This window comes from Amycolatopsis sp. NPDC114505 (genome assembly GCF_055633615.1).
Genome location: NZ_JBVKDV010000001.1, coordinates 1620809 through 1635705 on the forward strand (window position 1 = coordinate 1620809; position 14897 = coordinate 1635705).

A 14897-nucleotide genomic window follows, 5' to 3' on the forward strand; every position below is an offset into this window, starting at 1 on the left:
CCCTTCCGTCACCAGGAGACGTCTCGCACACCGGTCGCGTTGCGTCCGGCCCGGGTACGGTCACGGGGTGAGCGGAGAAGGCGAGTGGCGCCAGGAGCTGGACGAGCAGCAGCTCGAGGACGTGCGCGGGGTGCTGCTGGCCGTGCGCGAGGCCGACGGGCGGCCCGAGGTCGAGCCCCAGGGGCCGCTGCCGGGTGAGTTCGACGGCGGAGAGCACCTCGTGGCCTGCGTCGAGGGCGAGGTCGTCGGCTACGCCCACCTCGACACCACCGGCGACTCTTTCGGGCACCAGGTCGCCGAGCTGTTCGTGCACCCCGCCCACCGCAACCGCGGCTACGGCGTGAAGCTGCTTCAAGCCGTCGACGAGCGCGCCGCGGTCGGCTTCCGCATCTGGGCGCACGGCGACCACCCCGCCGCGCGGCAGCTGGCCGTGCGCACCGGCCTGGAGCGCAAGCGCGAGCTGCTGATCCTGCACACCGACGTCGAGGGCGCCGACTGGCCGGAGCCGCGGCTGCGCGACGGCGTCTCGCTGCGGACGTTCGTGCCGGGGCAGGACGAGGACGCCGTCATCAGGGTGAACGCGCGGGCCTTCGACTGGCACCCCGAACAGGGCGCGCTGACCGCCGAGGACCTCCGCGCGGACGAGGCCCGGTCGTGGTTCGACGCCGACGGCTTCTTCCTCGCCGAGCAGGACGGCGAAGTGATCGGCTTCCACTGGACGAAGGTCCACGAGGCGACGCCGGGGCGCTTCGACGGCGAGCGCGTGGGCGAGGTCTACGTCGTCGGCGTCGACCCGGCGGCGCAGGGCGGCGGGCTCGGGCGGGCGCTGACGCTCGCCGGGCTGCGGTACCTCGCGAGCCGGGGGCTGCGGCAGATCATCCTGTACGTCGAGGGCGACAACGCGCCGGCGCTGGCGGTCTACACCAAGCTCGGGTTCACCCGTCACGAAACCGACGTCCAGTACGGTCGGTGACCACGATGGACGCCGCGCGAACAATCCGTCACGGAGTGCGAACGCGCAGGTCACGACGGGGACACGGCACCCTATCGGGCTAGTAGCACTGCTCACATCCTGGACCTTGTTCACTTTGCGTTCATGCGATGACGGCCGACCGTCCACCAGGGCTGCCTAATGTCCGGATCCGGCGCGGTAGTACGCCGCGACGACCCGGTCAAGCTCCTGATGGAGGAAACAGCAGTGAAGATCATGCGGCCCCTGAGCGCGGTGGGCATCGTCGCGAGCGCCGCCCTCGTGCTCGCCGCCTGTGGTACCGACCCCGCGGCGTCCAACAGCAGCAGCTCGAACTCGGCCTCGGCCCCCGCTGCCACCGGCACCGCCGACGTGGAGTGCGGTGGCAAGAGCCCGCTCTCCGCGGAAGGTTCGTCGGCCCAGAAGAACGCCATCGACATCTTCACGCAGCAGTACGGCAAGAAGTGCTCCGGCCAGCAGGTGAACTACAACCCGAGCGGTTCGGGCGCCGGCGTCAAGCAGTTCAACGCCAACCAGATCGACTTCGGTGGCTCGGACTCGCCGGTCACCGCCGCGGACCTCGATGCGGCCACCAAGCGCTGCGCGAGCCCCGCGTGGAACATCCCCATGGTCGTCGGCCCGGTGGCCGTCGCCTACAAGCTTTCCGGCGTCGACAAGCTGACGCTGACCCCGTCGGTCATCGCCAAGATCTTCAGCGGCGCCGTGACCAAGTGGAACGACCCGGCCATCAAGGGCGTCAAGGGCAACGAAAGCCTGACCCTGCCGGACAAGGCGATCCAGGTCGTCTCCCGCGCCGACGAGTCGGGCACCACCGACAACTTCCAGAAGTACCTGGGTGCCGCGGCGAAGGCCGACTGGACCAAGGGTGCCGGCAAGAAGTTCAACGGTGGCGTCGGCAACGGTGCGCAGGGCTCCAACGGTGTCGCGACCGCGGTGAAGGCCTCCGACGGCGGCATCACCTACGTCGAGGGCGCGTTCGCCAAGGACGGCCTGACCCCGGCCCTCATCGACAGCGGCTCCGGCGGCGTCGAGCTCAGCGCGGCGAACGTGGCGAAGTCCCTCGACTCGGCCAAGTTCCTCAAGGACGGCACGAACGACCTCGCGCTCGACCTCAACGGCATCTACGCCAGCAACACCCCGGGTGCCTACCCGCTGCTGCTGACGACCTACGAGATCGTCTGCTCGAAGTACGCGAACCCGGACGTCGCGAAGGCCGTCAAGGCGTTCCTGACGGTGGCCGCCACCGACGGTCAGCAGCCGCTGTCCGCCAAGGGCTACGTGCCGATCCCGCAGTCGCTGCAGACCAAGGTCCTCGCCGCCGTCAAGGCGATTTCCTGAACCGGCGTTGCGACTGAAATCCGAGTGATAGAGGCTGGTCAGAAGTAGCTGATGAGCGAGTCATCCTCGACGCGAACGCCCACCGGCGACCCCGGTGGGCGTTCGTCGTCCGCCACGACGCCCCCGGAGGTCCCGATTTCGGAGCAACCAGCCCCGCCGGCGGCGCCCCAGCCGCCCGCGAGCGAGAAACCGAAGAAGGTGCGGCCCGGTGACCGCATCTTCCAGAACCTGACCACCGGGGCCGGGATCTTCGTCGTCGCCCTGATCGGCCTGATCGGGCTCTTCCTGCTCATCCAGGCGATCCCGGCGCTGCAGGCCGACAAGGCCAACTTCCTGACGAACCACGGCTGGTCGACCAACGACCCCGCGAACATGTCGTTCGGCATCCTCGACCTCCTCGAGGTCACGGTGGCGACGTCGCTCGTGGCGCTGATCATCGCGATGCCGGTTTCGCTGGGCATCGCGCTGTTCCTGACCCAGTACGCGCCGAAGCGGCTCGCGCGGCCGTTCGCGTACGTCATCGACCTGCTCGCCGCGGTGCCGTCGATCATCTTCGGCCTCTGGGGCATCCTCGTGTTCGCCCCGGCGATCGAGCCGTTCTCGCAGTGGATCAACGACACGTTCTCGTGGTTCCCGCTGCTGGCGCCCGGCAACGTCGCGCCGAGCGTGCGCGGCACGATCTTCACCGCGGGCATCGTGCTCGCCGTGATGATCCTGCCGATCATCACGTCGCTCTCGCGCGAGGTCTTCGAGCGCACGCCGACGCCGCACCTCGAGGGCGCGCTGGCACTGGGCGCGACGCGCTGGGAAGTCATCCGCACCACGGTGCTCCCGTTCGGCAAGGCCGGTTACGTCGGCGCGTCGATGCTCGGCCTCGGCCGCGCGCTCGGCGAGACGATCGCGCTGGCGGTCATCCTGCTCATCCCGCAGGGCCGGAACTTCGACTGGAGCCTCTTCGACGGCGGTTCGACGTTCGCCTCGAAGATCGCCGCCAACTACAGCGAGTTCAACAACGAGATCTCCGCCGGCGCCTACATCGCGGCCGGCCTGGTGTTGTTCGTGCTCACGTTCCTCGTGAACTTCGCCGCGCGCTCCGTCATCGGCAAGAAGGGGGACTGAGCATGTCCACCACGCTCGAAGCTCCCGCCACGACGCCTGCGTTCCAGCAGGTCAGCCTGGCTCGCAAGCTCAAGAACGGGCTGGCGACCACGCTGGTCTGGCTGTCGTTCCTGATCGCCGTCGTCCCGCTGGTGTGGGTGCTCTACACGGTCGTCGCGAACGGCATCAAGCGCATCCCGTACAGCAACTGGTGGTCGCAGGACCTCGGCAACTTCCTGTCCGACGAGGTCGGCGGCGGTGTCGTGCACGCGATCATCGGCAGCCTGCTGCAGGGCCTCGTCTGCGCGGTCATCGCGGTGCCGATCGGCATGCTCGTCGCGATCTACCTCGTCGAGTACGGCCGCGGCAAGCTCGCCAAGGCCACCACGTTCATGGTCGACATCCTCTCCGGTGTCCCCTCGATCGTCGCCGCGCTGTTCATCTACGCGCTCTGGATCACCACGTTCGGCCTGCCGCGCAGCGGTTTCGCCGTGTCGCTGGCCCTGGTGCTGCTGATGATCCCGGTGGTCGTCCGCTCGTCGGAGGAGATGCTGCGGATCGTCCCGGACGACCTGCGCGAGGCCTCCTACGCGCTGGGCGTGCCGAAGTGGAAGACGATCGTGAAGATCGTGCTGCCGACGGCCCTGTCCGGCATCATCGGCGGCATCATGATGGCGCTGGCCCGGGTGATGGGCGAGACCGCGCCGCTGCTGGTCCTGGTCGGGTACTCCGCCTACACGAACTGGGACATCTTCAGCGGTGAGCAGGCGGCGCTCCCGCTGCTGATGAACAACGAGCGCGTCACCAACTCGATGGATCCCGGCTCGGTCGGCTTCGACCGGATCTGGGGCGCGGCACTGACCCTGGTGCTCATCATCGCGCTGATCAACCTCCTCGCCACCGTGTTCGCGCGCCTTGTCGCCCCGAAGAAGAAGTGAGCTGTAGCCATGGCAAAGCGAATCGACGTCAAGGACGTGGACATCTACTACGGCAAGTTCCACGCCGTGGACCAGGTCACCCTTTCCGTGCCCCCGCGCAACGTCACCGCGTTCATCGGCCCGTCGGGGTGTGGCAAGTCCACGGTGCTGCGGACGCTGAACCGGATGCACGAGGTCATCCCGGGTGCCCGGGTGGACGGCCAGGTGCTCCTGGACGGTGAGGACATCTACGCGTCGGCGGTCGACCCGGTCCAGGTGCGCCGCACGATCGGCATGGTGTTCCAGCGCCCCAACCCGTTCCCGACGATGTCCATCAAGGACAACGTCGTCGCGGGGCTGAAGCTGGGCGGCACCAAGGGCAAGAAGACCCTCGACGACATCGCCGAGCGCGCCCTGCGCGGCGCGAACCTGTGGAACGAGGTCAAGGACCGCCTCAACAAGCCGGGTGGCGGGTTGTCGGGCGGTCAGCAGCAGCGTCTGTGCATCGCCCGCGCGATCGCGGTCCAGCCGGACGTGCTGCTGATGGACGAGCCGTGCTCGGCCCTCGACCCGATTTCGACGCTGGCGATCGAGGACCTGATCGGGGAGCTCAAGAAGGACTACACGATCGTCATCGTCACGCACAACATGCAGCAGGCGGCGCGGGTTTCCGACCAGACGGCGTTCTTCAACCTGGCCGGGGTGGGGCAGCCGGGGCGTCTGGTGGAACTCAACGACACGGAGAAGATCTTCTCCAACCCGGACGAAAAGGCCACGGAAGACTACATTTCCGGGCGCTTCGGCTGAGTCGTCGTTGTGTGAGAAGGCCTTTCTCGCCCGTGCTCGGGGCAGGCGAGAAAGGCCTTCTTTTTTGTCCTTTGTGGATCAATGAGCCGGGACATAGCGCAGCGTCAGGATTCCCGATTCCCACGCTTTGCTTTCCACGAGCCGCAATTCGCGTCGGTCCGTGAAAAGTGGCTGCCCCGCACCGATCGCCGTCGGGTAGAGCTTGACCCAGTACTCGTCCACCAGTCCGGCCCGGACGAACTCCCGCACGATCGACACCCCGCCGAACAGCACCATGTCCTTGCCCGGCAACGCCTTCAGCGTCGCGACCTCGGCGGCGAGGTCCGGTCCGGCGAGCCGGTGTGGCGCGGCCACCTCCGCCGACGACCGCGAGAAGACCACCTGGGGCGTCGAAATCATCCACGTGGCGAAGTCGGCCAGCTCGGCCGGGCTCGCCGGGTCCGTCGCCTGGGCGCGGAAGTTCTGCTCGATGCCGTGGTGGAAGTTCCGGCCCGTCAGGATCGTGTCGACGCGGGACCGCAGCTCGTCCGACAGCGAGATGTTCATCGACGGGTCGGGCGACATCCAGTCCAGCTCGCCCGCCGGGCCGGCCAGGTGGCCGTCGAGGGTGAGGTTGACGTAGGCGATGACGGTGCGCATGGCCTGCTCCTTCGTGAGTGTGCTGTCACCCGTTGAGAGACACCCGCGCCGCGAAACTCATCGGTCCCCACGAAAAAAGGCCCCCGACGCAGGTCAGGGGCCTTTTTTGGAGCTTGCTCAGATGTCGTCGTCGGAGCCGTAGCCCGGCATCTTGCCGGTGACCACGAAGATCATCCGCTTCGCGACCGACACCGCGTGGTCGGCGTAGCGCTCGTAGAAGCGGCCCAGCAGCGTCACGTCGACCGCCGCGGCCACGCCGTGCGGCCACTCGCGGTCCATCAGCACCGTGAACAGGTGGCGGTGGATGTCGTCCACCTGGTCGTCGTCGGTCTCGAGCGTCTTCGCCGCTTCGACGTCCTTCGTCTTGATGACCTGCTCGGTCGACCGGGCCAGCTTCACCGCGACCTCGCCCATCTCGGCGAAGTACGGCTTGACCGCCTCGGGCAGGACCGGGTCGGGGTGACGGCGCCGGGCCGCCTTCGCGACGTGGAGCGCCAGATCGCCCATCCGCTCCAGGCTTTCCGCGGCGTGGATGGCGGCCAGCACCGTGCGCAGATCGGTCGCCACGGGCGCCTGCAGGGCCAGCAGCGCGTACGCCTGCTCCTCGCACTGGGCGCGGGCGTCGTCGACCTTCACGTCGTCGCTGATGACCTGCTCGGCGAGCCCGAGGTCGACCTCCAGCAACGCGCGCGTGGCGCGCTCCATGGCGTCGGCGACCTGGACCGACATCCCGGCCAGGTTGACGGCGAGCTGTTCGAGTTCGACATGGTAAGCCTCACGCATGGCCCAACCCTACGGCCAACCGTGGCCAAACACCTCATCGCCGGGTGAACCGCACGTGAACCCGGACTAACGATCCCTCGCGGATCAGCCCGTGGTGCTCGTCTTCTTGCTCGTCGTCGACTTGGAAGTGGTCTTGGACGACGACTTCGACGTGCTGGTCGGCGGAGCCTGCTCGCTCACCGGCACCGGCGCGTTCGGGTCCGGCAACGCGGTGTTGTTGCGCAGCGCGTCGAACAGGGCCTTCGTCTTGCTGCGGACCAGGACCTCGTTGCCGCGGCTGTTGGCCTCGCCGGTCGTCGGCACGGTCAGGAACGAGATCTTCGACTGGTCCATGCCCTTCATCGACTGCGCCAGCGTCATCATCTGCTTGACGCCGAGGTTGTCGCCGAAGGTGGCCTTCGCGAAGGCGTTGATGAAGTCGGTGAGCTTGCCGGGGTCGAGCACGACGTCCGACGACATGACCTTCTTCAGCAGCGCGCCGATGAACTCCTGCTGCCGCTTGATCCGGCCGTAGTCCGACGTCGGGTCGCCCTTGACGTGCCGGGCGCGCACGAAGTTGAGCGCCTGGTCACCGGAGATCGTGACGTCCCCGGTCTCCAGCAGCACCTTGCCGAGGATGCCGTCGTCGATCGGCTTCTCGTTGTGCACGGTGACACCGTGGACGGCGTCGACCATCTCCTTGAAGCCGTTGAAGTCGATGCCGACGAAGTGGTTGATCCGCAGGCCGGTGATCTGCTGGATCACCTTGGTGACGCACGCCGGCCCGCCGACCGCGTACGCGGTGTTGAGCTTGGCGATCTTCTGGCCGGGGAAGACCTCGTCGGTGGTCTTGTTCTGCGCCGGGTCCCACTTCTGGCAGTCCGGCCGGTTGATCTCGAGGTCGCGCGGGAACGACGTGACGACGACCCGCTTCCGGTCGGCCGGGATGTGCGCCACCATCACGGTGTCGCTCCGGGCGCCCGGAGTGCTGTCCGCGGTGCCGACGCCTTCCTCGGCGGTCGCGCCGTCGCGGCTGTCCGAGCCCACCATGAGGAAGTTCTCGTCGTTGGCCTGCGCGTCGGCGTCCTGGATGTCGGACGAGTTCTCGTCGAGCGCGGAGACCTGCGTGAACTTGGCGTCGAAGTAGGTCTGGGCACCCCAGGCGCCACCGATGCCGAGGAACACGAGCCCGGCGACGGCGGCCGCGGCGATCCGGCCGAACCGCGCCGAGCGCTCGATCTTCTTGGCCTTCTTTTCCTGCAACAGGGCCAGCTCGGCGCTCTCGGCCTGCTCTTCCGGCGACGGCGTCGGAGCGACGACGCGCTGAAGCGCCGTACGCGTGCTCTCGATCAGCGAAGCAGGCGAGAGGCGTTCACGGCGCTCGCGTCGCTTCGCCTCTTCGGCGTTCATCTCGTCGTGCGCGGCCGAGAACCGGGCGAGGGTGTGGTCGATCTTGCGGCGGTACTGCGTCGCCTCGTCGATCGCTTCCATCTCGTCGGTCATGGTCAGCGGGTCCAGCTCGGCCCGCGGGGGTACGGAGCCAGGACGGCGCAGCGGGGCGTTGGCCGCGGCCGCCTCGGCAGCCGGCCCCTGGGGTGCGCCTGAGTCCGGCGCAGGTCGTTGCGGTGCGGCGTCCGGGCGCTGAGGTGCCGGCGAATCCGGGGTGGGCCGCTTGTGCGCGGGCGCTTCGGATGCCGCCGCGGCGCTCTCGGTCAGGGGCCGGCGGGATGCGGCGCCATCGGCGGGGCGGCGCGCGGCAGCAGTGTCTGGGCGGCGGGGTGCTGCTCCGTCGGGGGTCGCCGCGGGGCGGCGGGTTGCGTCGGCGCCTGGGCGTTGGGCGTTGTCGGTGACCGCGGGCCGGCGGGGTCCGTCGGCTGGGGCCACGGCCCGTCGGGGTGCGTCTGCGGCAGCGCGCTGGGGTGCGGGTCCGTCAGCCGCGGGCCGCTGAGGTCCGGCACCCTCGGCCGCGGGGCGCCGGCGGATGGGCCGGGGTGCGGCACCGCCGTCGGCCGGGCGCTGGGTGGCGTCCGGCGCACCCGCGGCGCGGCGAGAGCCGTCGTCGGCGGTGGGACGCAGGGCTGCCGTCGGGCGCTGGCGAGCGGCGCTGTCAGGGCGGCGGGGCGCGCCACCCTCGTCGCCGGGGCTCTGGGGTGCGGGGCCGTCCGGCGTGGCCGCGGGACGGCGGACCCGGCGAGGTCCGCCACCTTCGTCGGCGGAGTTCTGGGGAACAGCTCCTTCGCCGGTGGGGCGCTGGGGAGCGCCACCGTCCGGACCGACCGCGGGACGGCGGACCCGGCGGGGCGGCTGGGGCGCGGCGGTCGTCTGCTGCGGGCCGGGGTTCGCGGCCGGGGGGCGGCGCTGGAGCGGAGCCTCGGGCGCCGGGGCGGCTGCCGCCGTGCGGCGCGGCTGGCGCGGCCGCGGCGGGCGCGATTGACGAGTGGCGTCCGTGGGTACTGGGTCCTCGGCGGGCGGCTGCGGTGCGCGCGAGTGCGCTCCACGCGACGGGGCGGGCGCTTCGGCTCGCGCTCGGCGTCCGGGCTGGTCGGCGCGGTCCTGCGGCTCGCGCGACGGGAGCGGTCGAACGCCGGTGGACTTGGCGACGACGTCCGAGACGCTGATCCCGCCCTGGTCCTCCATCGACCGGCGTCTGCCGGTGCGGGGCCGCGCGGGACCGTCCGAACGGCGACCGGTCCCCGGGCTGTCGTGCTCGTCCGGCACTCGGTCTCCTTTCGCGCGATCGAAGGCGGGGTTGTTACTTGGCCGTCTTCCCCCGCGAGAGGTGATCGTTCCCCCGGAGGTTTTCGTTATCGTACGGATACCCCCCGTTCGTGACGACACCCTCCCGGAATTTTCTTCACCTTGAGTCGACGAACGGCGGCTGGCCGTCGACAAACGGGTGAAGGATGCCCGCAGCTTTCCGGGGTAATGGGGTGTTTACGTTACTCAGAGTGGGTTATTAACCGCGTACTTTGCGCGTCGTGATAGGCGACTTTGTTCCGCCCGGCCCGTTTCGCCGCGTAAAGCAGGTCATCGGCGCTTCGCAGCTGGCGCTCGGGCGCGGTCGGGGCGTCCGGCCCCTCGTGGGCGAGCCCGGCGCTGATGGTCACGCGCAGTCCCGGCTGGAGTTCTGACCAGGGGTGACGGGCGACGCGCACGCGGGCGGCGTCGACGATGCGGACCGCGTGCCCGGCATCGACGCCGGGCAGCCACAGCACGAACTCCTCGCCGCCGTAGCGGGCGCAGAAGCCGTCCGGCGGCAGCCCCTCCTGGAGCAGATCGGCCACCCGGCGGAGGACGCGATCGCCGACGAGGTGACCGTACGTGTCGTTGACGCGCTTGAAGCGGTCGAGATCGACGAGCGCGATGCCCAGCGCGGGCCGCGGCCGGGCGGGCGGCCGATCGGTGAACGGTCCGTACAAGCGCTCGTCGAGGTACCGGCGGTTGTAGCTCGAGGTCAGCGCGTCGCGCAGGCTGCCGTCACGCGCGATGTCCAGCGCGGAGCGGAGGTGCTGGTAGGCGCGGCGCCAGTCGCCCTGGGTCGCGAAGAGCGTGGCGACGGCCTCGTGGAGGCGCAGCAGGTCCGGCGGCTGCGGGCTCCGGCGCAGCACGCCTTCTTCCCCAGCGACCATGCCCACCTCCACCACGCATTGGTTGTCGTCGTAGTGGAGGCCGTGCTTGAGGCGCGGGTGCGGTCGAAGGTGAATTTCGCTCAAACGAGACCGCGGCGGTGACACTCCGGAGTTGCGCCGTCAGAGTCCGGCGAACGGCTCGATGCCCTTGAGCTGGGAGAACTGATCCTTGGCCCAGTAACTCACATTAGCCGTCTCGTCGTTCAACAACTCTTGGTAGCCGGTCCAGGAGACCCAGCGCCAGCCGCCGACCTCGGCCGGGTTCGGCTCGGGCTCGGCGTCGGCCCAGGCGGCGAAGACCGGGCAGAACTCGTTCTCGACGATCCCCTGGAACGGCGGCGTCCGGTACCGGTAGCTCGGCAGCACGCAGTGCAGCTCCGACAGCGACGGCAGCCCGATCTCGTAGGCCGCGCGCCGCCGGACGGCGTCCTCGAGCGACTCGCCCGGCGCGGGGTGGCCGCAGACGCTGTTCGTCCAGACCCCCGGCCAGACCTTCTTGTGCGGTGCGCGTTGCGTGATCAGCAACGCGTTGTCGCGGCGTCGCAGGACGTAGCAGGAGAAGGCCAGGTGCAACCGGGTGTGCTCGTGGTGGCTGGCCAGCTTCGGGCCGGTTTCGCCGGTGGGCACGCCGTCTTCGGTGACGAAGACGACCTGCTCGGTCTCGGGTTCGGTCGCGGTATCCACGGCCTCAGTGAACACGACGAGCCGGCGCGGCTCGTACCGCGAGCCGGGTGGGTTACCGGCGGTCCGCCCGGCCGGGTGACGGGCCGCTACCGCGCGTCGAGGTGCTCGACGATGAGCGAAGTCACCGCTTCCGGCGCCTCTTCCGGCACCCAGTGCGTGACGTCCTCGATCATTTCGAACCGGAAGGGTGCGGTGACCCAGTTCTCGGTGTCGAGCGCGGCGGTCGAGCCGAACGAGACGTCCTCGGTGCTCCAGATGTACAGCGTCGGCACGGAGATCTTGCCGATCTTCCCGCCCGGCCGGCCGCCGCGGTACCAGTTGAGGGCCGCGGTGAGCGCCCCCGGCTCGGACAGCCGCTGCACGTACTCGTCGATCTTGGTCGGCGACACGCGCCGCTCGAACATGTCCCGCAGCGCCTTGGCGTCGTTCTCCAGCATCTTGCGTTCGGTGACGCGGGTCTGCCGCCACTCGGTCATGTACCGCGACCGCAGGTGCTGGTCTTCGTCGGTCTTCATGGCCTCGGCGAGCGCGGCCGGGTGCGGCGTGGAGACGACGGCGAGGCTGCGCAGCCGGCCGGGGTGCGCGTCGGCGGTCCACCAGGCGACGGCCCCGCCCCAGTCGTGCCCGACGAGGTCGAACACCGGCCAGCCCAGCCGATCGGCGATCGCGACGACGTCCGAGACGAGGTGATCGATCGAGTACTCGGTCGCCTGCTCGGGCCGCACCCCGGGCGAATAGCCCCGCTGGTCCGGCGCGACGGCCCGGTACCCGAGCACCCCGAGGGTGGCGACCTGGTGCTCCCACTCGACGGCGGCTTCGGGGAAGCCGTGCAGCAGCAGCACGGGCCGCCCGTCTTCGGGCCCGGCGGCGATGGCGTCGAAGGAACCGGCCTCGGTGGGGATGCTGATGTGGTCGATCACGAGCCCGAATCTACTTCGCGCGGTTGAATGGCGAGTGGCCGGTCAGATCCGCTTGAGCGCGCAGTCCGGGCCCATCGCGTCCTCGCCGGTCAGCCAGGTGTCCAACCCGACGTACACGGTGAGCCCGGAGCGGCCGGCGAGGGGCGTGAGATCGGCGCGCTCCGCATCGCCCAGCGAAAGGAGCCGCAGGTCATCGAGGCCGGCCAGCAGGTTCAGGTCGAAGGGTGCGGTACCGGCGAGCCGGAGCGCCCGCAGGCGGGTCAGGTCCGCGATCGGCGCCAGGTCCGCCACCGGGCAGGACCGCAGCTGCAGCTCGGTCAGCGTGCCCGACCACGCGCTGAGCCGGGAGAGGTCGCGGAGGGCGTCGCAGCTTTCGAGGCGCAGGTCCTCCGGTCCGTCCAAAAAGGACAGCACGGAGAGGTCTCGCAGGTGGAAAACGTTGTTGAGCTCGAGCGTCCGCAACTGCCGCAGCGGAGCCAGTTCCGCCAGCCGGTCCGGGTCGTCGACCCAGCTCAGCTGCAGCCGGCGTAGCTCGGGCAGCTCGGCCAGCCGCGCCCAGCCGTGCGTCTCGACCTCGGCGGTCACGCGGGTCAGCCCGGGAACGTCGGCGAGCGCGGACACGTCGGCCGACTGCGGCAGCGGGTCGCCGAGCAGGGCGACGTGGGTCAGCGGGGTGCCCGCCAGCGACGGCAGGTCGAACCCGGCGAGGTCCTGCACCCGCACCTCCCGCAGCCGCGGTAGCCGCCGGACGAAGTCGAGCCGGCCGTAGCCGTTTTCGAACAGGCAGGTGAGCACCTGCAGGTGGCGCAGGTGTTCCAGGCCCGCGAGCAGCGCGGGGTCCAGCACGGTCAGGCAGTCGTACGGAAGTGGCGTGCCGGCGAGCACGCGCTCGGCGAACTGCGCCGGGTCGAACCGCGTGTGCGCGTCCATGAGCTCGTCCACCACGAGGGGATCGGACTGGTCGCCGTAGCGCGCCAGCAGCTCGAGCGCGGCGGGGCCGCCGATCAGGGCGGCGGCGCGCACGGTGGCCGCGGCGGCCTCCGGGTCCGCGGGCACCGGGCCGGCGAGCAGGTCCAGGACGAATTCCCCGGCCGTGGCCAGGGATTCGGCGATCGCGAACGTCCGCGGCGGGATCAACGCCGACGTGCGGTCCTCGATCCTTGTGCGCAGGGTCCCGGGCAGTTCGGGAGACGTTTCGAGGCAGGCCAGTGCGACGAGGTCGAGCTTGAGCCGGTCCCGCTCGGGAGCCAGGAGTCCTTCGAGCAGCTTCTCCCGCTGCGCCGGGTGGGCGTGCCCGGCTGCCAGCACGACTACCTCCCGCCAGTCGTCGCGGTGCGCGTTCGCGACCAGCACGCCGATGTCGTCCTCCTCGATGGCCGCCTTCGCCGCGAGGTACTCGCCGAACGTCCGGTGCACGAAGTCGATCCGGCCGGGGACCGGTTCGCGCAGCACGCCGCCGCGGTCGAGCAGGTGCCGGAACACCTGGTGCGGGGTCGCGTCGATCTGGCCCATCGACGTCAGCTTCGCGGCCAGCCGCGCTTCCGCGTCCGCCACCGGGATGTCCGTGTGCGCGTTGCGGACCAGCCAGTACGCCAAGTGCCGCAGCAGCACCAGTTTCTCGGTCAGCGACAGCCGGATGCCGGGCTCGATCCGCCGTTCGACGTCACGGCTGTCGAGCAGCATGCGCAGCGCGACCTCGTAGAGCTCCATGCGGTTGTCCGGCAGGTGCCCGTTGCCTTCGTGGTGCAGGGCGCAGAGCAGCGCGCACAGCAGCGGGTTCTCGGCCAGCCGCCGCAACGCGCCGCGCGCGCCGATGGCCGTCACGAGTGCGTCGCGACGTTCTTCGAAGTCCTCGCCCGTCGCCGCGTGCCAGCGGGTGACGAACGTCCGGACGTCGCGCGGGGTCATCGGCCGCAGCCGGACCTCGGTGAAGTCGTCGCCGGCCAGCCAGCCGGGCTCGACCGCCGCCGGCCGGGTGGTGACGACGAACCGGGCCCGCGGGAACGCGCCGATCAGCTCGCCCAGCCAGTCCCGGACCTCCGGACGGCGTTCCGCGGGCAGCTCGTCGATCCCGTCCACGAGCACGACGGCCCGGCCCTCCCGCAGCCGCTTGTGCACCCACCCCGGCGGCATCTCGTCGGCGATGTGCCTGCCGACTTCGTCGAGGAACTGTTCCGGCGCCGGCAGTCCGGACCGGCTGAACCGCCGCAGCCGCACCAGAAACGGGTCGAGACCGGACCAGCCGCCGACGCTCTCCAGCTGCCGGCTCGCGCACTGCACCGCCAGCCACTGCAGCATCGTCGTCTTGCCGGAGCCCGCCTCGCCGCGCAGCAGGATCCGCCGGGTGCGGGGCAGCACGTGCTCGATCCGGTCGGCGGGCGGCCCGTCATCGTCGGCGGTGACGCTCAGGCTGAGGTACGCGACCGACAGCGGGTACAGCCGGGTCGCGTCGGTGAGGCCGGCGCCGAACAGCGCCATCCGGTCCAGCGCCGTGACGACCTGACGCCGGAAGTCCGCCGCGAAGTCGTCCGGATGACGGCGTTCCGGCATCGCTTCGAGCACGTTTCGGACTGCCTCCAGGATCTCCGTCTCCCGCCGGAGCACCTCGACCAGCGCGCCCGGCTGGAAGCGGGGCAGGGTGCTCGTCACCTGGACCAGGTACGCGCAGCACTCCCGCAGCACCCGCCGGTACAGCCCGGTCGCGTCGGCCGAGAGGAGCGTGGTGACGTCCGGGACGGTCCGCTGCAGGTAGCGGTACAGGTAGCCGGCGTCGAGGTCGGCGGCGAAGAGGTCTTCGTCGGTCAGCGCGGCCCGCTCGAACGTGTCGTGCACCGCGTCCACCGCCCCCGCGCGCTCGTTTTCCGGCAGCGCGTGGAACTCGACGTCGAGGAACGGCAGCAGCCGGTCGGCGACGCGGGACTCGAGGTTCGTGAACAGCAGGCGGAGCTTGCGGCGGTCGTTGAGGCCGGTGACCTGCTTCTCCAGCAGGCCGAACACCTTGGCCGAGGCGTCGGCGGCGAGCGGGCGGTCGCCGAGCCAGAGCTTCGCGGCGGCCTTCACCACCGCGGTCGTCAACGCGATGGCCGAGGCTTCGAGGCTCACCGAGTCGAGC

The 14897-nt window shown here is 70.3% G+C and carries 12 protein-coding genes; 5 read left to right on the plus strand and 7 right to left on the minus strand.

What is annotated here, in order from left to right:
- Positions 1-67 precede the first annotated feature (67 nt).
- From mshD to pstB, 5 genes are all read left to right on the plus strand, one after another.
- Positions 68-973: a mycothiol synthase gene (mshD, locus tag ACZ7OU_RS08200; RefSeq protein WP_470254613.1), complete on the plus strand. Its 906-nt coding sequence runs from the start codon at positions 68-70 to the stop codon at positions 971-973.
- Positions 974-1198: 225 nt separating this feature from the next.
- A complete protein-coding gene (gene pstS, locus ACZ7OU_RS08205; protein ID WP_470240477.1) occupies positions 1199-2329 on the plus strand; it encodes a phosphate ABC transporter substrate-binding protein PstS in 1131 nt (376 codons plus the stop codon).
- 198 nt (positions 2330-2527) lie between these two features.
- The gene (gene pstC / locus ACZ7OU_RS08210) at positions 2528-3448 is read left to right on the plus strand and encodes a phosphate ABC transporter permease subunit PstC (RefSeq protein WP_470240813.1); all 921 of its coding nucleotides are present in this window, start codon (positions 2528-2530) and stop codon (positions 3446-3448) included.
- A 2-nt stretch (positions 3449-3450) separates the two neighbouring features.
- On the plus strand, positions 3451-4365 hold the full coding sequence (gene pstA, locus ACZ7OU_RS08215) for a phosphate ABC transporter permease PstA (RefSeq protein WP_470240478.1): 915 nt from the start codon (positions 3451-3453) through the stop codon (positions 4363-4365).
- A gap of 9 nt (positions 4366-4374) precedes the next feature.
- The gene (gene pstB / locus ACZ7OU_RS08220) at positions 4375-5151 is read left to right on the plus strand and encodes a phosphate ABC transporter ATP-binding protein PstB (protein WP_470240479.1); all 777 of its coding nucleotides are present in this window, start codon (positions 4375-4377) and stop codon (positions 5149-5151) included.
- 78 nt (positions 5152-5229) lie between these two features.
- Here the strand turns inward: pstB and ACZ7OU_RS08225 are convergent, their stop codons facing one another.
- The 7 genes from ACZ7OU_RS08225 to ACZ7OU_RS08255 all read right to left on the minus strand — a co-directional run bounded on the left by ACZ7OU_RS08225 (position 5230) and on the right by ACZ7OU_RS08255 (position 14887).
- On the minus strand, positions 5230-5790 hold the full coding sequence (locus tag ACZ7OU_RS08225; protein WP_470254614.1) for a dihydrofolate reductase family protein: 561 nt from the start codon (positions 5788-5790) through the stop codon (positions 5230-5232).
- A 117-nt stretch (positions 5791-5907) separates the two neighbouring features.
- On the minus strand, positions 5908-6573 hold the full coding sequence (gene phoU / locus ACZ7OU_RS08230; protein WP_470240481.1) for a phosphate signaling complex protein PhoU: 666 nt from the start codon (positions 6571-6573) through the stop codon (positions 5908-5910).
- A gap of 84 nt (positions 6574-6657) precedes the next feature.
- Positions 6658-8055: an LCP family protein gene (locus ACZ7OU_RS08235; RefSeq protein ID WP_470254615.1), complete on the minus strand. Its 1398-nt coding sequence runs from the start codon at positions 8053-8055 to the stop codon at positions 6658-6660.
- A gap of 1436 nt (positions 8056-9491) precedes the next feature.
- The gene (locus ACZ7OU_RS08240) at positions 9492-10181 is read right to left on the minus strand and encodes a GGDEF domain-containing protein (RefSeq protein WP_470240483.1); all 690 of its coding nucleotides are present in this window, start codon (positions 10179-10181) and stop codon (positions 9492-9494) included.
- 120 nt (positions 10182-10301) lie between these two features.
- Entirely contained in the window at positions 10302-10865 is a 564-nt protein-coding gene (idi, locus tag ACZ7OU_RS08245; protein ID WP_470254616.1) for an isopentenyl-diphosphate Delta-isomerase, read from the minus strand.
- An 86-nt stretch (positions 10866-10951) separates the two neighbouring features.
- Positions 10952-11785, minus strand: a complete 834-nt coding sequence (locus ACZ7OU_RS08250) for an alpha/beta fold hydrolase (protein WP_470254617.1) — start codon at positions 11783-11785, stop codon at positions 10952-10954.
- Between the two features lie 42 nt (positions 11786-11827).
- Positions 11828-14887 carry an NACHT domain-containing protein gene (locus ACZ7OU_RS08255; protein WP_470254618.1) on the minus strand — a complete coding sequence of 1020 codons (3060 nt, stop codon included), beginning with the start codon at positions 14885-14887 and terminating at the stop codon, positions 11828-11830.
- Between the last annotated feature and the right edge of the window lie 10 nt (positions 14888-14897).

What these genes read in the sequence shown, in the direction of transcription:
- pstA (WP_470240478.1), top strand. Translation starts at nt 3,451, where the DNA reads ATGTCCACCACGCTCGAAGCTCCCGCCACGACGCCTGCGTTCCAGCAG.
- pstB (WP_470240479.1), top strand. Translation starts at nt 4,375, where the DNA reads ATGGCAAAGCGAATCGACGTCAAGGACGTGGACATCTACTACGGCAAG.
- ACZ7OU_RS08225 (WP_470254614.1), bottom strand. Translation starts at nt 5,790, where the DNA reads ATGCGCACCGTCATCGCCTACGTCAACCTCACCCTCGACGGCCACCTG.
- phoU (WP_470240481.1), bottom strand. Translation starts at nt 6,573, where the DNA reads ATGCGTGAGGCTTACCATGTCGAACTCGAACAGCTCGCCGTCAACCTG.
- ACZ7OU_RS08235 (WP_470254615.1), bottom strand. Translation starts at nt 8,055, where the DNA reads ATGACCGACGAGATGGAAGCGATCGACGAGGCGACGCAGTACCGCCGC.
- ACZ7OU_RS08240 (WP_470240483.1), bottom strand. Translation starts at nt 10,181, where the DNA reads ATGGTCGCTGGGGAAGAAGGCGTGCTGCGCCGGAGCCCGCAGCCGCCG.